Below are 18,027 nucleotides of genomic sequence, written 5' to 3'. Positions count from 1 at the left end.
ACCCTCCGGGCCCTGACGGACAGGACCTACGCCGCAAAGTTGCGGAGTAGCGTCTGGCCCGTGACCCGGCCCCGACCGATCCCGGCCGCCGCCCCGGCCCGCGTGGCAGCGCGGCTCCGGGAGGCGCCTGACGGCCCACTGCCACTGCTCCACACCGGGCGGCACGCCGTGTACGTCGTGCTCGGCGAGCGCGCGCTGGGCGTGGTCGGGCGGCACGCGTGGCAGGTGCCCTGCGCGTTGCGCACAAGACTCCCGGCGCTGCCCGACGTCCGGTCCGCCTCGGCCCTCGCGGGGGTCCTGCACCTCGACGGGGTGCCGGTCGTGGTGGGGCGACTGGTCCAGACCAGCGTCGCCGTGCGGACGCGGCGGCTCACCGCGGACCCGGTCGACCCTGGGGCCCTGCTGGGCCGCGGCGGCGGGCTCACGCCGTACGGTGACGACGTCATCTGCGGCTACCTCGCCGCCCACCGGGCCGCGGACCACAGCACCGAGAGCCTCGACGCCGAGGTGATCCGGCTGCTGCCCCGGACCACCGTCTTCTCGGCCACGCTGTTGGAGTGCGCGCTGCGCGGCGAGGTGCTGCCCGAGGTCGCGGCCCTCCTGGCCGCCTGGGGGACTCCTGCGGCGGCGGCCGCCGAGGCGGCCCTGCTGCGCGTCGGCGGCTCGTCGGGCGCCGGGCTGCTCGAGGGCGCCCGTCGGGCGCTGGCCGCATGAGCACCCACGTCGAGCTTCGCCCGGGCGCGTACGCCGACTCGGTGACGCTGCTCCAGGTGAGCCGCACCGTGGCCCGGCTGCCCGGTGTGGCCGCGGCCCAGGTGGCGATGGCGACCCCGCTCAACATCGAGGTGCTCGAGGGCATGGGCTTCGCCGTCCCGGCCGAGGCAGGGGTCAACGACCTGGTCGTCGCCGTACGTCTCGAGGACCCGGCGGCCCTCGACGCCATTCTCGCCGGGGTCGACCGGGCGCTCGACGACGACACCCGCCGCCCCGCGGGCGCCGCCGAGGTGGCGCCGCACCGCACCACCGCCACCGCGCTGCGTGACGCCGGCGACGCCGTCGTCCTGGTGTCCGTGCCCGGGCCCAGCGCCGTCGTCGAGGCGATGGACGCGGTCGAGGCCGGCCGCGACGTGATGGTCTTCAGCGACCACGTCCCGCTCGAGCACGAGGTGGTCCTCAAGCGCGCGGCCGAGGCAGCCGGCGTCCTGGTCATGGGCCCCGACTGCGGCACGGCGATCGTGCACGGCGTGGGCCTCGGCTTCGCCAACGTGGTGTCCCCCGGCCCGGTCGGCATCGTCGCCGCGTCCGGCACCGGCTGCCAGCAGCTGCTCGCGCTCCTCGACCACGCCGGCGTCGGCGTCACCTCGGCGCTCGGTGTCGGCGGCCGCGACCTCGGCGCCGAGGTCGGTGGACTCGCCACCCGCGAGGCCCTGCGTCGCCTCGACGCCGACGACCGCGTCGAGCTCATCGTCGTGGTCTCCAAGCCGCCCGCGCCCGACGTCGCCGCCGCGATCGAGGAGTACGCCGCCGACCTGGCCACCCCCGTCGAGCTCGCGCTCCTCGGGCCCGGCCAGCCCGATCTGACCGCCGCCGCCGAGCGGGTCCTGCGACGCCTCTCCCGCCCCCTCCCGGACCTGTCCCCCGCTGACCCGTCAGCAACCTCGCGACCGGTCGGCGGGGAGCTGCTGCGCGGGCTGTTCGTGGGCGGCACCCTCGCCGGCGAGGCGCGACAGATCGCCGCCGAGACGCTCGGCGTGGTGGGGAGCGCACTCGCGGACCTGCACGGCGACGGACACGGCGTCGTGGACTTCGGCGACGACGCCTACACCTCAGGGCGCGCACACCCGATGATCGACCCCACCCTGCGGTTGGAGCACCTGGCCCGAGCCGCCGAGGACCCGCACACGGGTGTCATCCTGCTCGACGTCGTGCTCGGCCACGGCGCCGAGCCCGACCCCGCGGCGCTCCTGAACACTGCCCTGGCCGACGTGAGCCAGCCGGTCGTCGCCTGCGTGGTCGGCACCGCCCAGGACCCGCAGGACCTGGACCGCCAGGTCCGGTTGCTCGTGGAGGCGGACGCCGAGGTCCACCTCTCCAACGCGCGCGCGACCCGGCGCGCCCTCGAGATCCTGGGAGCCGGCCGATGAGGGTCGTGAGCACCGGAGCCGACCTACTGGCCGGCGCGGTCGAGGCACAGGCCGTCGACGTCACCCGCGTCGACTGGCGCCCTCCCATGCCCGGCACCGAGGCCGACCTGGCGGCGGTCGCCCTGGACCCTCGGCGCTCCGAGGCCAACGCGCGCGCCGTCGCGGCGATGCTCGCCGTCACCGCCCACCTCGTCGACGTCGGCCCGGCCTCCGAGGTGCTGGGGCTGCAGCGCGGCGAGTTCCTGCACGCCGGACCACCGATCACCTGGGACCGCGCCTCCGGTCCGCTGCGCGGCGGGCTCATGGCGGGCGCCGCGCTCGAGGGACTGGTCGACGACCCGGAGGACGCGGTCGCGCTGTTCGAGTCCGGCGACACCGTCTCCCTCGAGCCCTGTCACCACCGGGGCGCGGTCGGCCCGATGGCCGGCGTGGTCACGCCGAGCATGTGGATGTTCGCGCTCGAGGACCGGGCCACCGGACGGCGTACCCACTGCTCGCTCAACGAGGGCCTCGGCAAGGTGCTGCGCTACGGCGCCTACTCCCCCGACGTCCTCACCCGCCTGCGCTGGATGGGCGACGTCCTCGGCCCCGCGCTGCGTACGGCGGTCCGGGCCACATCGGACGACACGGGGCCCGTCGACGTCACCGGCATCCTCACGCAGATGCTGCAGATGGGCGACGAGGCCCACAACCGCAACCGCGCCGGCACCCTCATGCTGCTGCGCGACCTCGCCCCGGCGCTCGCGACCAGCGGCAGCGACGCGGGCGACGTCGCCGAGGTGCTGCGGTTCGTGGGCGGCAACGACCACTTCTTCCTCAACCTCGCGATGCCGGCCTGCAAGCTCGCGCTCGACGCGGCCCGCGACGTACCGGGCTCGACGATGGTGGTCGCGATGGCGCGCAACGGCACCGACTTCGGCATCCAGGTCTCGGGCACGGGGGGCGAATGGTTCACCGGCCCGGCGCAGGTCGCCGACGGCCTCTACCTCGGCGACTACGGCCCCGGCGACGCCAACCCCGACATCGGCGACTCCGCCATCACCGAGACCGCCGGGCTCGGCGGCTTCGCGATGGCGACCGCCCCTGCGATCGTGCGCCTGGTCGGCGGCAGCGTGCCCGACGCCCTCGCCACGACCCGCCGCATGCACGAGATCACGCTCGCCGAGAACCCCCGCTGGTCGGTGCCGGTGCTGGAGTTCCAGGGGACGCCCACGGGCATCGACGTGAGCCGTGTGTGTCGCACCGGGATCCTGCCGCAGATCAACACCGGCATGGCCGGCAGGCTCGCCGGTGTTGGGCAGGTCGGCGCCGGCCTGGTCACGCCGCCGGCCGAGATCTTTCCCCAGGCCCTGGCCCGGCTGGCCGAGCTGAGTACCCGGGCTCAGGACGGCTGAGTCCGTCGCCACGCGCGACGCGAGTGCCCGAGCGGGCTGACTGGGGGCATGACCCGTTACGGCGACCCCTCCGCCTGCCCTGACTGCCGCGCCAGCCTGCCCACGGGCGCCGAGCGTTGCCCCTCGTGCGACCTCCCGCTGACCCATCCGGTCGCCGCCGAGCTGCTCGCCACGCTGACCTACGCCGACCACCTGCTCGCCCGGCTGCGCGCCGTCGGCGCGGCCCCGGCCGCGGCGTCCTTCGTGCCGCCCGTCGGCCCGATGCCGCGCGCGGCCGCTCGCCGTACCGGCGTCCGGGCGGCGTCAGTGCCCAAGATCCTGCTCGGCCTGGGGGCCTTCTGCCTGCTCGTCGCGGCCGTGATCTTCCTGGCCGTGGCCTGGTCGTGGCTGGGCGTCGGTGGCCGTACGGCGGTCCTGGTGACGCTGACCGCCGCGGCCGGCGCCGCCGGCACGTGGTTCGCCCGCCGCCGGCTGAGGGTGGCCGGGGAGGCGCTCACGGCCGTCTCGCTCGGCCTGCTGGTGCTCGACGTGGTCGGTGCCGACAACGCGGGCTGGCTCGGCGAGCGCTCCGCACCCGGCCTGGCGCTGGCCGTCGGAGCCACCGTGGCGACCGTGTCGCTCGGCCTGGCGCTCCTCCCCACCCGCCTGGTCGCCCCGCAGCTCGCCACGGTGGCGGGCGTCGGCGTGACCGCGATGGCGGCGTTCGACCTCACCGACGGGTCGCTGTGGCTGGCCACGGCCGTCGTGCTGGTCTTCGCCGGGCTGGCCGGTCTCGGCCAGCGCACGACCCTGACCCCGCTGATGTGGTCGGCTGTCGTGGGCGCCACCGTCTCGTGGATCGTCCTCACCTCGTCGGCGTTGTCCGCCACGGACACCGGCGTCATCACGTTCGCCTCCGTCTGGGCCGGTCCCGGCTGGGCGCTGCTGGCCGCCTCCGCGCTCGTGCTGCTGCCGCTGGTCCTGCATCGGGCCCGCGAGACCGCCGTCGCCGCCGTCGCATCGGCCGCGTCGATGCTGTCGCTGACCCTCGCCGTGCCGTTCGTCGACGATGGCGTCACCACGGTGGCCGTGGTCGCGCTCGGTCTCCTGGTGACCTGGATCTGTCTCTCCCTCGCGCTCCCGCGCGCGTGGTCGGTCGTCGCGCGCGTCCCGGCAACGCTCGCGGCCGTCCCGGTCGCGGTCGTCGCGGCCACCCTCGCCACCGAGGCGGCGCTGCGGGTCCTCGAAGCCGGTCAGGTCGACGGCGCCGCCGTCCTCCTCAGCGACGCCGCTCCGTGGGCCAACCCGGCCCTCCTGGTGCCGTCGGTCGCCGCCCTCCTCGTCCTCGTCGCGGCCTGGCTCCCGCGCACCCGGGGCACCGCAGGTCTCGTGACCGGCGCCGCCGCGCTGGCCGCCGCGAGCGTGGGCACGCTCGCGCTGTACCCGGTCCCGCTGTGGACGGTCGTGACGGCGCTCGCCCTGGCCGGCGCGGGGCTCGTCGCCGACTCGCTGCGGCGTGAGACCGGAGCGCCCGAGACCCTCGTCGGTCTAGGAGGCCTGGCCGTGTCGCTGGTGGCGGCGCGAGGCAGCGAGGTGCTGGTGACCGTGGACCTCGGTCTGCTCACGGCGGCCGCCGTCGCCCTCCTGGCGCTGGGCTGGGCACCGGAGTCCCAACCCCTCGGTGACCTGCTGCTGCCGAGCGCCCTCGCGGCGCTGATGTGGTCGGCCGCCGGACTGGCCGGCATCGAGGTCCTTGACCGGGCCGTCCCGATCCTCGTCGTGGTGGGCCTGCTCGCGATCGCTCGCCCGCACGTGGAGCTCGAGGCCTCCGCTGCCGTCGCGGCGGCCACGGCCGCCGGCGCGAGCCTCGTGGCCGCTCATGACACCGCCACGGCCGCGAGCCTGCACCTCACCGTCGCGGGCGTGCTGGTGACCGCGACCAGCCTGGTGCACGAGCGGCGCCGGCCCCTGGCCGTCCCCGGTGGCGCCCTGCTGCTGCTCGCCACCTGGGTGCGCCTCGCCGACCTCGGCGTCGAGGCGCCCGAGGCCTACACGCTGCCGCTCGCGGTGGTCCTCATGCTCGTCGGCCTGCGCCGGGTGCGGCGCGACCCGGACGCGTCGACCGGTGCCTCGCTCACGCCCGGGCTGGTGCTCGGCACGCTCCCCACGCTGCTGTGGGTCCTGGCCGGCGACCCCGTGTCGCCCCGCGCGGTGCTGCTGGGCGCCGGCTGCCTGACCCTGGTCCTCGCCGGCACCCGGCTGCGCTGGAGCGCCCCGCTCGTCGTCGGCGCCACGGCCGGCGCCGTCCTGGCCGCCCGTGAGCTCGCGCCGTACGTCGCCGAGACGCCGCAGTGGGTGGTGCTCGGCGTCGCCGGCGCGCTGCTCACGGTCGTGGGCGTGACGTGGGAGCGTCGCCTGGTCGAGCTGCGCCAGGCCTCGGCCTACCTCGAGCGCCTGCGCTGAGCCTTCGGCGACCAGAAGGCCGCCACGATGTCGACGCTGCCGGAGCGGCGTATCGGGGTGCCCTCCTCCAGGTAGCACTGCCGGGCCTCGTCCTCGTGGCTCGGCGGTAGGGACCCGTCGGCGCGCACCACCCGCCACCACGGCACGGGCCCACCGTGGCGCGACATGACGGCGCCTACCTGGCGCGGCCCGCCGCCCACCACGTCGGCGATCGCGCCGTACGTCGTCACCCGGCCGCGCGGGATCCGCTCGACGACGCGCAGCACCGCCTCGGCATACTCCTCGGCGTCCGGCATGGACGGCAACCTATCGGTGGGTGGAAGGGCAGTGGCCCCGTCCGCCGAGGCGGACGGGGCCACTCAGTGTCACCCCCGTCAGTGGATCCTCGTCAGAGGATCGGAGAGAACGGCTCGGTGCCGTGGGCCAGCGCGAGGCCGGAGAGGGAGCCGTGCTGCTGGGCGTAGGCCAGCTCGCGGCCCAGGTCGCCGACGCCGTTCGATGCCGGCAGCGGGGCGAGCGCGAGCGTCGAGAGCGTGCCGAGCGCCTTGCCCTCCGCGTCGAGGAACGCCGACCCGGAGTCGCCGGGGACGCCCGGGGTCAGCGTGTAGACCGCGTGGGTCCAGCCGCCCCCGTCGGCGCCGAGGCTGACGCCGGCCTTGGGTCCGAGCTGCTCGATGCCGGCGCGGATGCCGGAGTTGCCGAAGCTGTAGACGTGGTCCCCGGTCGCGGTGCCGGCGGTGTTGACGCCGTTCGGCCCGCCCCAGAAGGGGATGGACGGGTTGACCTTGGCGACGTCCTCGGCGTCGACCTTCACCAGGGCGAAGTCGTTGTAGGCGCAGGTGTCGGGGTCGGACTCCCTGCGGGCCTGCATCGTCAGCCAGCTGCTGTAGACCAGGGTGCCGGCACCGACCTGCTCACCGGCGCCCACGAGGGAGCCTCCTCGGTTGAAGGTGACCCGGGTGCCCAAGGGCAGCGACTGCGCCAGGCAGCCGTCGGTGTCGGTGGCCTCGCCGGTGCTGGCGCAGTGCGCCGCCTGGCCGACGTAGACGCTGCCGGCAGCGTCGGTGAAGACGAAGTTGGCCGTGCACTGACCGCTGCCGGCGGTGTTGGTCTGGACGCCGGGGGTGATGGCCGCGGTGTCGGCCGGGGCCCAGGCCACGGCGACGGAGCCATCAGGGCCCTCGGGAGCGGCCTGAGCGGTGGGGGCGGTGGTCATCGCGGCGGCCAGTGCGGCGCTGGCCACGGCGGCGCCCAGCGCCGTGAGCCGCGTGGTCCGGGTGACGATCTCCATCGGGTCCTCCTGGGCGTTCGGCGACGGCGCCGAGAGCTGGTGTACCCGGTCCAACGTCGGACCCCCCGAACGGGTTACGCCCGGGTAGTCATTTCTGACTACCCGGGCGCAGATCCCGCAGCGGAGGACTCAGTACGAGGGCTGGCTCGGGTCGATCTGGTCGACCCAGGCCACGACGCCGCCGCCGACGTGCACGGCGTCGGCGTACCCGGCGCCCTTCACGACGGCCAGCGTCTCCGCCGAGCGCACCCCGGACTTGCAGTGCATGACGACCTGCTTGCCGGCGTCGACCGGGGGGAGCTGCTCGAGCGCGCTGCCGTTGAGGAAGTCGCCCTTGGGGATGAGCACGGAGCCGGGGATCCGGTTGATCTCGTACTCGTTGGGCTCGCGCACGTCCACCAGCACGAAGTCGCGGGTGCCCTCCTCGCGCTCCTTGAGCATGTGCTCGAGCTGGACGACCGAGATCGTCGAGCCGACGGCCGCGTCGGCGGCCTCGTCCGAGATGGCGCCGCAGAAGGCGTCGTAGTCGATCAGCTCGCTGACCGTCGCGTGCTCGCCGCAGAGCGCGCAGTTGGGGTCGCGGCGCACCTTGAGCTTGCGCCACTCCAGCTCCAGGGCGTCGTAGATCACGAGCTTGCCGACGGCCGGGTCGCCGATGCCGGTCAGGACCTTGATCGCCTCGTTGACCTGGATCGAGCCGATCTGGGCGCAGAGCACGCCGAGCACGCCGCCCTCCGCGCAGCTCGGGACCATGCCCGGCGGCGGGGGCTCGGGGTAGAGGCAGCGGTAGCACGGCGCCTCGACGCTCTCGCCGCTCTCGTCGGTGGCGTGCGGCCAGAAGACCGACGCCTGGCCGTCGAAGCGGTAGATCGAGCCCCACACGTAGGGGATCTTCAGGAAGTACGCCGCGTCGTTGACCATGTAGCGCGTCGCGAAGTTGTCGGTGCCGTCGACGATCAGGTCGTAGCCCTCGAAGACCTGCATCACGTTGTCGTTGTCGAGGCGCTCCTCGTGCAGGACCACGTTGACGTAGGGGTTGATCTCGGCGATCGACTCCTTGGCCGACTGTCCCTTGGGCTTGTCGATGTCGCTGACGCCGTGGATCACCTGGCGCTGCAGGTTGGACTCGTCGACGGTGTCGAACTCGGCGATGCCGAGGGTGCCGACACCAGCTGCGGCGAGGTAGAGCAGGGCCGGGCTGCCGAGACCGCCGGCGCCGATCACGAGGACCTTGGCGTTCTTGAGCCGCTTCTGCCCCGTCATGCCCACGTCCGGGATGATCAGGTGCCGGCTGTAGCGACGGACCTCGTCGATGCTCAGCTCGTCGGCAGGCTCGACCAGCGCGGGAAAACTCACGGCGTACTCCTCGGTGCAGGGTGGGGGTGCTCTCGGCCCAACGCCGGGGCCTCCTGCCATGTTCCCGGCCGTCCTGAGCCGCCCCCACCGCGTCCCGTCATCCGGACCGCGGGGACCGGCGGGTACGCTCGCCTCGTCGATGAACTCGACGTCTCGGCACCAGGCGGCAAGAGGGAGCACGCGGTGAGCTCAGGGCAGTACGACGTCGCGGGACCGCGCCCCCGGGGTGCCCGGATGCCGCGGCGCGAACGCCGCGCCCAGCTGCTGTCCTCCGCGCTCGAGGTCTTCGTCGCGCAGGGCTACCACGCGGCCGCGATGGACGACATCGCCGAGCGGGCGGGGGTCTCCAAGCCGGTGCTCTACCAGCACTTCCCGGGCAAGCTCGACCTCTACCTCGCGCTGCTCGACGTGTCCTGCGACCAGATCATCGACAACTGCCGGGTGGCGCTGGAGTCCACGCAGGACAACAAGCTGCGCGTCGGCGCGGCCGTCGACGCGTTCTTCGAGTACGTCGCCAACGACAGCGGCGCGTTCCGGCTGGTGTTCGAGTCCGACCTGACCAACGAGCTGGCGGTGCGCGAGCACGTCGACCGGGTCACCTCCGAGTGCGCCGCGCTGATCGCCCACGTCATCCACGACGACACCGGCCTACCCGACCCCGCGTCGCGCCTGCTGGCCGTGTCCCTGGTGGGAATGGCCCAGGTCAGCGCGCGGTTCTGGCTGAGCGAGGCCGGCGACATCGGCCGCAGCGAGGCCGCCGCCCTCGTGTCCGCCCTCGCCTGGCGCGGCATCCGCGGCTACCCCAAGACCGACGAGCACTGAGAAGCACGAGCAGAAGGAGACGACCTGTGGAGGTCAAGATCGGCGTCCAGTACGCATCCCGTGAGCTGGTCGTGGAGACCGACGAGAGCACCGAGGCGGTCGAGAAGCTCGTCGCCGACGCGATCTCGGGCGACGGGGTCTTCGCGCTGAACGACACGAAGGGCCGCCGCATCATCGTCCCCGGCGCCAAGCTCGCCTACGTCGAGATCGGACGGTCCACCACCGGCCACGTGGGGTTCCGGAGCTGAGCCGACCGAGCGCAGCGACGACTGCACTCGGCCCCGACCGGGTACCGCACTCCGTTAGTGACTCCTAGCGGAAGGCTCCGTCATGCTCTGGACGATCATCATCACGCTCGTGGCCGGCACCATCATCGGTCTGCTCGGGAAGCTGGTCGCGCCCGGCGACCGCGACAACATCCCGCTCTGGCTCACGATCCTGTGCGGCATCGCGGGCTGCCTGATCGGCAGCTACCTGTACGCCGCGCTGTTCGACTGCAGCGACATGAACAACTGCACCAACGGCGTCGACTGGTGGCGCCACGTCTGGCAGATCGGCGTCGCCGCGCTCCTGGTGATGATCGCCGCCGCGGTCACGGGCCGCAGCGGGACGCCCGCGCGCCGCTGAAGGCTCAGCTGGCGAGCCCCAGGTCGGCCATGCGCTCGGCGTGGCGCTCGGTGAGGCGGGTGAACATCCGCCCGATGCTGGCCAGGTCGAGGCCGGGCCGGTCGACGCCGCCGGCGAGCAGGGCGGTCAGCGCATCCCGCTCGGCGGCGACCCCCTGGGCCTGGATCAGCGCCTCCCCCATCAGCCGCCGACCCCACAGGGCCAGCCGGCCGCCGAGGCGGTGGTCGGCCGCGATCGCCTCGCGGACCCGGTCCACCACGAACGCGGCGTTGCCGGCGGTGTCGACCGAGGAGACGACGAGGTCGCGCGTGGCCGGGTCGAGGTACGCCGCGATCTCGCGGTAGAAGTCGTTGGCCAGTCCGTCGCCGACGTAGGCCTTGACCAGGCCCTCGTACCAGTCCGACGGCGCGGTGTGGGCGTGGAAGAGATCGAGTGGCACTCGGAACGGCGCCATGGCAGCGAACGGGTCGCCGCCCAGCTCGGCGATGCGGCCGTGGAGCAGCGCGACCTTGCCCAGCTCGGTCGAGGCCATCTCGGCCAGCGCCAGCTTGTCCTCGAGGGTGGGGGCGAGCTTGGAGTCCTCGGCCAGGCGCTCGAAGGCCGAGATCTCGCCGTAGGACACCACGCCCAGCAGGTCGACGACCGCCTCGCGGTAGACGGGGTCGTCGAACGCGACCGACAGGGCGGAGTCGGTCGGCTCGACCGGAGATGCGGGCATGGCCGCACCCTACCGATAGAGTTGACACGGCAGCGCCCGCCTGACGGCGCCCCGTATGTGCGCGGCTGAGTGTGAATTGGCCGCAACCGACATCGACTCGGCTACCGGCTGATCCCACACGAAAGCGAAAGACACTGACCACCACCACCTTCCGCGAGCTCGGCGTCCTGCCCGAGATCTGCGACGCCCTCGAGCGCGCCGGCATCACTACCCCCTTCGCCATCCAGGAGATGACCCTCTCGGTGGCGCTCATGGGCACCGACCTGATCGGACAGGCCCGCACGGGCACGGGCAAGACCCTCGCGTTCGGCATCCCGGTGCTGCAGCGCAGCGTCGTGTCGACCGACCCGGCCTACGCCGACCTGCCGCAGGGCAAGCCCCAGGCGCTGATCGTCGCCCCGACCCGCGAGCTCGCGCTCCAGGTCTCCAACGACCTGCACCTGGCCTCCAAGGACCTGGGCCTGCGGGTCCTGACGGTCTACGGCGGCGTCGGCTACGACACCCAGCTCGACACCCTCGAGTCCGGCGTCGACATCGTCGTCGGCACTCCCGGGCGGCTGATCGACCTGGCCAACCGCAGGGCGCTCGACCTCTCCCACGTCCACGCCGTCGTGCTCGACGAGGCCGACGAGATGCTCGACCTCGGCTTCCTTCCCGACGTGCAGCGGCTGCTGAGCATGACCCCCGAGACCCGGCAGACGATGCTGTTCTCGGCAACCATGCCGGCAGCGATCGTGGCCTTGGCGCGCACCCACATGCGCCACCCCATGAACATCCGCGCCGAGTCGTCCTACGACACCACGATGGTGCCCGCGACCGCGCAGTTCATCTACCAGGCCCACGACCTCGACAAGCCCGAGATCATCGGCCGCATCCTGCAGGCCGAGGACGCCGGCAAGATCATCGTCTTCACCCGCACCAAGCGTCAGGCCCAGCGCGTCGCCGACGACCTGGCCGAGCGCGGCTTCAGCGCCAGCCCCCTGCACGGCGACATGGCGCAGGTGGCACGCGAGAAGGCGCTCGCGAAGTTCCGCGAGGACAAGATCCGGGTGCTCGTGGCGACCGACGTCGCGGCTCGCGGCATCGACGTCGCCGGCGTCTCGCACGTCATCAACTACACCTGCCCCGAGGACGACAAGACCTACGTCCACCGGATCGGCCGCACCGGTCGCGCCGGCGCCTCGGGCATCGCGATCACCTTCGTGGACTGGGCGGACCTGCACCGCTGGAAGATGATCAACAAGACGCTCGACCTGCCGTTCGACGAGCCGCAGGAGACGTACTCGACCTCCGAGCACCTCTACCACGACCAGGGCATCCCGCCGGGCACCAAGGGCCGCATCGTCGACCCGGCGCCGGTGGAGCGCAAGCCCCGCGAGGACCGCGGTGAGCGCGGTGAGCGCGGCGGCGAGCGTCGCAGCAGCGGCGATCGTCCCGCGCGCAACCGCGACCGCAACCGGACCCGCACCCGCACCCGCAGCGGCGCCGCCGACGAGCAGTCCGCGTCCACCGAGGCCCCGGCAGCCGCGCCCGAGTCCGGCTCCGAGGAGACCTCGGGCGCCCCGCGCAGCCGCAACCGGCGCCGCCGCTCGCGCGGTGGCGGTGGTGCGGCCGGCGGCGACGCCACGCAGCAGCCTGTCTGACCCTCACCCCTCGATCCCTCGGGAGTTCCGCATGGCCACGTACGACGCCAACCTCCAGGCCGCGGTCGACGCGACCTCGATCGCCAAGTCCTCCGGCGAGTCCGACCTGCTCTCCTACCTGCGCGAGCAGCTGGCGGAGCGCGACATCGAGACCAAGGACGAGGCCTGGTTGCAGCACATGGTCGAGAAGATCCACGAGGACCCGAACTTCATGATCGATCGCGAGCCCGACGACTACGAGCGGCCCGAGCCCCAGCGCCCGCGCGAGTAGGGCGAGGCCGGGTCAGCCGACCGGCGTGAGCGGACGGCGTGCGTCCACCGGCAGTCGTCGATCCCCTGGCCCGCTCACCGTGAGCACCTGCTTGACGGCGAGCTCACGCGGCTCGGCGTCCGCGTCGACCCGGAAGATGACGCGGCCGTAGGAGTCGTACGCGTCTCCCTCCAGGCCCTCCCGGAGCACTGGCTGCGCGCCGTCGAGGGACACCCCCGGCCGGCTGTGGCGACCGACCGTCCAGGAGTCGCCGGCGGCGTTGCGCACAGAGTCGACACCGAGGAGCTGGAGCCGGACCGCGGCCCAGAGCGTGCCGTCGTCGGCCCAGCCGAGCTCGGCGTCGTAGGGATAGAGCGAGACGTCGGACGCCGTGAAGGTGGCTGAGCGGGGGCGCAGCGGCGAGGCGGGGTCGGCGGTGAGCGCGCACCAGTCCTCCACCTCGGTGCAGCCGGCGGTGAGGCGCCGCTCCTCGTCGTAGAGCACCTGCGCCACCCCGGCATCGACCTTCCCGGTGGCGACGTCGACGGTCTGGGTCAGGCCGTCGTACTCCACCTCGAGACCCAGGTCGGTGACGTCCAGGTCGCCGTCGACACCGACCGCGAGTGCGCGGGGGTCGTAGGAGACCACGTCGTCGTCACCGAGGTCGACGCTGTCGAGCTCGACCGTGCGGTCGCCCGCGACCAGACGCAGCTCGATCGGAGCCGGGTCCCCATCGCTGACGAGCCCAGCCGGCGCAAAGAAGCTCCATCCGAGCGGTACCAGGGTGCCGGCGTCGGGGGCCTTGAGATCCTGACGCTCGTCCCATCGCGGGTCGTCGTACTCGACGTCCAGCATCTCGTGGTCGACGGCGTCGATCGGCGAGCCGACGACGAATGTGAGGTCGGTGCCGGGCAGCCGGACCGTGATCTCGCGGCCGTAGGGCTCGACCCGCAGGGGGACCTTCTCGCCAACGTCGGCGGTCTCGCTCGCGTCGCCGGCGAGCGCCCGCCATACGAGCACGGCGAGGACCAGGGCGGCGACTGCGAGCGCCGCGATCGCGACCATCGCGACCGAACGACCTCGCTCGGCCGGCACGGAGGACGTCGTCATGGGAGCTCCCCGCCCGGCACCGTCCAACGGAACCGCACCTCGTGTCGGCGCGTCACGAACGGCTCCCCCAGGCTGGCGTCGGCGAGCAGGTCGAGCGTGAGGTCACCGAGCGGCTCGCCCTCGCCGACCTCGAAGACCACCTGCGTCGGGTCCTGGGGATCCAGCAGGGTGAGTCCTCCTCGACTGAGGTCGTTGACGTCCACCTCGGGCGCCACAGGCTCCCTACCGGCGAGACGGGCAGCGAAGCGGAGCCTGCTGTCCCAGTACTGCGCCGCGTCCCCTCGTCCGCTGACGAGCGAGAGCCGACGGGGTCGCACGACGTGGACCACGACGAACTCGCGCCCCGTCTCGGCCCACCCCAGGCCGTCGACGTACGGCGTCCGCAGCGTGAGCTGGACCCGGCACTCCAGCCCCGGCAGGTAGTGGACGGTGACCGGGGCGCGGTCGAGGCGGCGGGGCTCGCCGCAGGGCGTGCCGCGGAGGCCGCGCAGTTCCTCGGGCGAGGGGAGTGCCCCCAGGCCGGCCGCTCGCCCCGCCTCGACCGAGCCGTCGGCCGCGTCGACGACCTGGGTCAGCCCCGCGACCGTGACGAGCACCTCGAGCTCCTCCGGCTCGCCCTCGACCGCGACCCAGCGCCCTCCATCCTGTTGGAGAGGGCCGCTGGGCTCCATACTCAGCCCGCCCGGGACCGAGAGGGGGTAGTCGCGGCCGTCGGCGCGCAGGACGATCTCGGTGTCGCCGACGTACGCCGCGGAGACCGCGCTCAGCGGGATCCTGTAGTCCTCCGCGAGGTTCACCTCGACACGCACGAAGCTCCCGCCCTCCGGCGCACGGACGGTGGGCTCGGCGCCCAACAGGTCCGGGAGCTCCTCGCTGACCTGGCCCGCAGCCACCTGGATGCGTGCCCACGGGAGCAGCACCTCCCCAGGGTGCGGCAGCGGGTCCTCTGAGAAGGGGTGGCCGAAGACGTCGCCCACCGCGGCCCGCGGCCGCGAGTCCTGCGCGCGGACGGCCACCAGCGTGGCGGCGAGCGAGAGCACCACCACGGTCAGCACGACGACGACGCGCCACAGGGAGCGCCGACCTGGCGCTTGCTTCGACTCGGCGGGCTCGTCCGGTCCGGGTGACCCGTCGTTGTCCATGCGCTGCACCGTGCCCCACGCCGGCGCGCGTGAAACCAGCCGTGCCATCCCCCGGGCCGGGGGCCTTGGCGCAGGAGGCGGCTCGGGCTCCTTCGCCATCCAGCTCGCGAAGCGGGCTGGCGCGCACGTCACGGGCGTCGACAACGCAGGGAAGCTGGACTTCATGCGCTCGGTCGAGCAGGTGCCGCAGGCGCTCGCGCGGGTCGGCGAGGGGCTCGCCCTGGGCAAGGTCGTCACCAGTCAGCCCTGATCCGCGGTCTCTCAACCCGCGGCAGGCCGCTCTTGATCCGGCAGCGGGCCGGGGCGATCATCGAGGGATGGGGCTCGTCCTGGTCCAGGGGGCGGCGGTGGTCGCCGTCCTGGTCCTGCTCTGGATGCTTCCCCAGGCCGACGCGCACCTGGCGAAGGTGCGTGCGCTCGGCCGACGGCTCGGCTGGGCGGCCGCACCGCGGCCGACCCCGACCGCCGCGCCGATCGAGCAGATCGCGGCGGACCTGTGGCGGATCGGATCGGCGCTCCGAGACGCTCCGCCCGGCACCCCGGTCGCCCGCAGGCGCGGCTGGCTGGCGGCGTACGACGACGTGCTGGTCGCCGCGTGCCGGGGCCTCGACCTCGACCAGAGCCTCGAGTCGTACCCGCCGGGGACCAGGCGGGACCTGGAGCGCGAGCGGGTCGAGCGGATGCTGGTGAGGGCCGGGCTGGGCCCGCTCAGGAGGTGACGACGACGGTGGTGCCGATCGGCGCGAAGCGCCAGAGGCGAAGGGCGTCGGAGCGCCGCTGGCGGATGCAGCCGTGGGAGAGCGGGGTGCCGAGCTCGGCGACGCTCTGGACCCTCTTGCCGTCGAGCACGGGGATGTCGTGGAAGCCGATCGCCGCGCCCGCGTCTCCCTGGGTGAAGCGCACGAAGTACTTCATGGTGCCGGAGTCGTCGATGCCCGTGGCGTCCTCGGAGCGCGAGTAGACCTCGAACGTGCCGGGGTCGAGGTTGTCGTAGACGCTGCCCGAGACCGCGTAGGTCGAGACGACCTGCTCCCTCTCGTCCACGAGCCACACCCGCTGGCGGCTCTCGCTGAAGACCACCCGCTTGCCCTTCCCGGAGTCGCTCGGCAGGGCCGTCGCCGGCCGTGCGAGCCTGGCCGGATCCGGGGACGGCGTGGCGGCCTCCGGGCGGGCCGCAGCCTCGGCCCGCGAGTCGGAGCGGGATGCCTCGGAGCTGCGATCGTCGGGAGTCGTGACGCGCTCGGACACGCGGCCGACCAGGTCGCGGGGGTCGGTGTCGTGGGCCGTGGAGGGCAGGATGCCGGTGCCGCCGAGGACGGCGACGAGGGTCACGGCGAGCGAGGAGCCGAGGATGCCGATCCGCCCGTAGCGGGGGCGGACCTCGGCGCGGTGCCTGCTCATCGGATCACCTCCGCTTGGCGCGCTCGACCAGGTTGGCGGCCACGTCGCGGTAGGCGGTCGCACCCTTGCTGGAGCGGCTGGTGGCGAGGATCGAGCGTCCGGCCGCCGGGGCCTCCGCGAACTTGATCGTCTTGGGGATCGGCGGCTCCACGACTTCGAGGTCGTAGGTCTCGGAGATCGTGTCCAGCACGGTGCGTGCGTGGTTGGTCCGGCCGTCGTACAGCGTCGGCAGCACGCCCCACACGGCCAGCCCCTTGTTGGTGAAGCGGCGTACGTCGTGGACGGTGTCGAGCAGCTGCCCGACCCCGCGGTGCGACAGCGTCTCGCACTGCAGCGGGATGAGCACGCCGTCGGCGGCCGTCAGCGCGGCCACGGTGAGCACCCCCAGCGACGGTGGGCAGTCCAGCAAGATCCAGTCGTAGCCCCGTCCCTTCGCGGCGAGGTCCTCGATGACGCCGCGCACGACGTGCTCGCGGCCGGTACGGGTGAGCAGGTCGGCCTCGGCCCGGGCCAGCTCGATGGTCGCGGGGAGCAGGTCCACGCCGTCCTCGGTCTCGAGGATCGCCTCGGCCGGGTCCAGCCCCTTGGTGAGGACCTGGTGGACCGAGAGCTCGAGGTCCTCTGGGTCGACACCGAGCGAGAACGTCAGACAGGCCTGCGGGTCCAGGTCGACCAGCAGCACCCGATGTCCGAGCTCGGCCAGGGCAGCACCGATCGACGCGACCGAGGTGGTCTTGGCGACGCCGCCCTTCTGGTTGGCGACGGCCAGCGTGGTGGTCCGCTTCTTGCTCATCACCACCCATCATGCCGGACCGCGCCGGCCTTGCGGCGCGCCGCGCCCCGTGAGGTTGGCTACGGCGGGGCTGGGCCGCGCCCGGTGCCGCTCGCCCCCGGCAGTGCACCCAGGCGGTTTACTGGCCCTCATGTCCTCCACCGCGCTCGTCACCGGGCCCACCGCCGGCATCGGCCACACCTTCGCCCTCCAGCTCGCCGCCCGCGGCTACGACCTGGTCCTGGTGGCACGCGACGCCGAGCGGCTCGCGGCCGTGGCCGCCGAGGTCACCGAGAGGTACGGCGTGCAGGTCGAGGTGCTGCCGGCCGACCTGGGCGACCGAGCCCAGCTGGCCACCGTCGAGGCCCGGCTCTCGGACCGCTCGCGACCGGTCGACCTGCTGGTCAACAACGCCGGCTTCGGGCTCAAGCAGCGCTTCCTCGACAACGACGCCGACACCGAGAGCGGAATGCTCGACGTCCTGGTGACGGCCGTGCTGCGGCTGACGCACGCCGCCCTCGGCCCGATGGTCGAGCGCGGCCACGGCGGCGTCATCAACGTCTCCAGCGTGGCGGCGTTCCTCCCCCGGGGCACCTACGCGGCCGCGAAGGCGTGGGTCAACAGCTTCAGCGAGTGGGCCGCCCACGAGTACCGCGCCCAGGGGGTCACGGTGATGACGCTGTGCCCGGGCTTCACCAAGACCGAGTTCCACGAGCGGATGGAGGTGGGCCGCGGCTCCGCCCCCGGGTTCTTGTGGCTGGACGCGGACTTCCTGGTCTCCAAGGCGCTCAAGGACTTCGACAAGGGCCGCATCTACTCGATCCCCGGCGCCCAGTACCAGACCATCGTCGCCCTCACCAAGCTCGTCCCCAACCGAGCCCTGCAGGCCTACCAGGCCATGGGCCGCCGCTGACC

At 73.4% G+C, this 18,027-nt stretch carries 20 protein-coding genes; 12 read left to right on the top strand and 8 right to left on the bottom strand.

From position 1 onward, the window contains the following. The first annotated feature begins 60 nt into the window (after window positions 1-60). The 4 genes from LRP67_RS08930 to LRP67_RS08915 are packed head-to-tail and all read left to right on the top strand — an operon-like array spanning window position 61 to window position 5,980. Window positions 61-714: a DUF2877 domain-containing protein gene (locus LRP67_RS08930; protein WP_231269810.1), complete on the top strand. Its 654-nt coding sequence runs from the start codon at window positions 61-63 to the stop codon at window positions 712-714. Further along, a complete protein-coding gene (locus tag LRP67_RS08925; RefSeq protein ID WP_231269809.1) occupies window positions 711-2,144 on the top strand; it encodes an FdrA family protein in 1,434 nt (477 codons plus the stop codon). Before LRP67_RS08930 ends, LRP67_RS08925 begins: the two co-directional genes overlap by 4 nt. Continuing rightward, window positions 2,141-3,538 carry a DUF1116 domain-containing protein gene (locus LRP67_RS08920; protein WP_231269808.1) on the top strand — a complete coding sequence of 466 codons (1,398 nt, stop codon included), beginning with the start codon at window positions 2,141-2,143 and terminating at the stop codon, window positions 3,536-3,538. Before LRP67_RS08925 ends, LRP67_RS08920 begins: the two co-directional genes overlap by 4 nt. Window positions 3,539-3,586: 48 nt before the next feature. Then, complete coding sequence (locus LRP67_RS08915) at window positions 3,587-5,980, top strand: SCO7613 C-terminal domain-containing membrane protein (protein ID WP_231269807.1); 2,394 nt, start codon at window positions 3,587-3,589, stop codon at window positions 5,978-5,980. Here LRP67_RS08915 and LRP67_RS08910 read toward each other — a convergent pair. The 3 genes from LRP67_RS08910 to moeZ all read right to left on the bottom strand — a co-directional run bounded on the left by LRP67_RS08910 (window position 5,959) and on the right by moeZ (window position 8,627). Continuing rightward, window positions 5,959-6,276, bottom strand: a complete 318-nt coding sequence (locus tag LRP67_RS08910) for an MGMT family protein (protein WP_231269806.1) — start codon at window positions 6,274-6,276, stop codon at window positions 5,959-5,961. The two genes, LRP67_RS08915 and LRP67_RS08910, sit on opposite strands and share 22 nt — an antisense overlap. Window positions 6,277-6,368: 92 nt before the next feature. Continuing rightward, entirely contained in the window at window positions 6,369-7,271 is a 903-nt protein-coding gene (locus tag LRP67_RS08905) for a hypothetical protein (RefSeq protein WP_231269805.1), read from the bottom strand. 129 nt (window positions 7,272-7,400) lie between these two features. After that, window positions 7,401-8,627, bottom strand: a complete 1,227-nt coding sequence (gene moeZ, locus LRP67_RS08900) for an adenylyltransferase/sulfurtransferase MoeZ (RefSeq protein WP_231269804.1) — start codon at window positions 8,625-8,627, stop codon at window positions 7,401-7,403. 234 nt (window positions 8,628-8,861) lie between these two features. Between moeZ and LRP67_RS08895 the strand changes: the two genes are divergently transcribed. The 3 genes from LRP67_RS08895 to LRP67_RS08885 all read left to right on the top strand — a co-directional run bounded on the left by LRP67_RS08895 (window position 8,862) and on the right by LRP67_RS08885 (window position 10,076). Then, window positions 8,862-9,449, top strand: a complete 588-nt coding sequence (locus LRP67_RS08895) for a TetR/AcrR family transcriptional regulator (RefSeq protein WP_231270020.1) — start codon at window positions 8,862-8,864, stop codon at window positions 9,447-9,449. Between the two features lie 26 nt (window positions 9,450-9,475). After that, a complete protein-coding gene (locus LRP67_RS08890) occupies window positions 9,476-9,697 on the top strand; it encodes a DUF3107 domain-containing protein (RefSeq protein WP_231269803.1) in 222 nt (73 codons plus the stop codon). An 82-nt stretch (window positions 9,698-9,779) separates the two neighbouring features. Continuing rightward, window positions 9,780-10,076 carry a GlsB/YeaQ/YmgE family stress response membrane protein gene (locus LRP67_RS08885; protein ID WP_231269802.1) on the top strand — a complete coding sequence of 99 codons (297 nt, stop codon included), beginning with the start codon at window positions 9,780-9,782 and terminating at the stop codon, window positions 10,074-10,076. A gap of 4 nt (window positions 10,077-10,080) precedes the next feature. On the opposite strand, the gene LRP67_RS08880 is transcribed toward LRP67_RS08885, so the two are convergent. After that, a complete protein-coding gene (locus LRP67_RS08880; RefSeq protein WP_231269801.1) occupies window positions 10,081-10,794 on the bottom strand; it encodes a ferritin-like fold-containing protein in 714 nt (237 codons plus the stop codon). 230 nt (window positions 10,795-11,024) lie between these two features. On the opposite strand from LRP67_RS08880, the gene LRP67_RS08875 reads away from it, so the two are divergent. Beyond that, window positions 11,025-12,437 (top strand): DEAD/DEAH box helicase, encoded by a 1,413-nt coding sequence (locus LRP67_RS08875; protein WP_374107402.1) that lies wholly within the window; start codon window positions 11,025-11,027, stop codon window positions 12,435-12,437. A 31-nt stretch (window positions 12,438-12,468) separates the two neighbouring features. After that, the gene (locus tag LRP67_RS08870) at window positions 12,469-12,708 is read left to right on the top strand and encodes a hypothetical protein (protein ID WP_231269800.1); all 240 of its coding nucleotides are present in this window, start codon (window positions 12,469-12,471) and stop codon (window positions 12,706-12,708) included. A gap of 12 nt (window positions 12,709-12,720) precedes the next feature. Here LRP67_RS08870 and LRP67_RS08865 read toward each other — a convergent pair whose 3' ends face one another. Further along, complete coding sequence (locus tag LRP67_RS08865; protein ID WP_231269799.1) at window positions 12,721-13,797, bottom strand: hypothetical protein; 1,077 nt, start codon at window positions 13,795-13,797, stop codon at window positions 12,721-12,723. Beyond that, window positions 13,794-14,939: a hypothetical protein gene (locus tag LRP67_RS08860; RefSeq protein WP_231269798.1), complete on the bottom strand. Its 1,146-nt coding sequence runs from the start codon at window positions 14,937-14,939 to the stop codon at window positions 13,794-13,796. The genes LRP67_RS08865 and LRP67_RS08860 overlap by 4 nt, the downstream gene beginning before the upstream one ends. A 10-nt stretch (window positions 14,940-14,949) precedes the next feature. On the opposite strand from LRP67_RS08860, the gene LRP67_RS08855 reads away from it, so the two are divergent. Next, the gene (locus LRP67_RS08855; protein ID WP_231269797.1) at window positions 14,950-15,189 is read left to right on the top strand and encodes a hypothetical protein; all 240 of its coding nucleotides are present in this window, start codon (window positions 14,950-14,952) and stop codon (window positions 15,187-15,189) included. Window positions 15,190-15,256: 67 nt separating this feature from the next. Next, a complete protein-coding gene (locus LRP67_RS08850; protein ID WP_231269796.1) occupies window positions 15,257-15,658 on the top strand; it encodes a hypothetical protein in 402 nt (133 codons plus the stop codon). On the opposite strand, the gene LRP67_RS08845 is transcribed toward LRP67_RS08850, so the two are convergent. After that, a complete protein-coding gene (locus LRP67_RS08845; protein ID WP_231269795.1) occupies window positions 15,648-16,340 on the bottom strand; it encodes a L,D-transpeptidase in 693 nt (230 codons plus the stop codon). The two genes, LRP67_RS08850 and LRP67_RS08845, sit on opposite strands and share 11 nt — an antisense overlap. Window positions 16,341-16,344: 4 nt before the next feature. Then, entirely contained in the window at window positions 16,345-17,133 is a 789-nt protein-coding gene (locus tag LRP67_RS08840; protein WP_231269794.1) for a ParA family protein, read from the bottom strand. Window positions 17,134-17,263: 130 nt separating this feature from the next. Between LRP67_RS08840 and LRP67_RS08835 the strand changes: the two genes are divergently transcribed. After that, window positions 17,264-18,025, top strand: a complete 762-nt coding sequence (locus LRP67_RS08835) for an SDR family oxidoreductase (RefSeq protein WP_231269793.1) — start codon at window positions 17,264-17,266, stop codon at window positions 18,023-18,025. Window positions 18,026-18,027: the final 2 nt, after the last annotated feature.

It is taken from the genome of Nocardioides sp. cx-169, assembly GCF_021083605.1.
GTDB lineage: Bacteria > Actinomycetota > Actinomycetes > Propionibacteriales > Nocardioidaceae > Nocardioides.
Note: the sequence above shows the minus strand (reverse complement) of the source record. Positions and strands in the feature narration are given on the sequence as shown.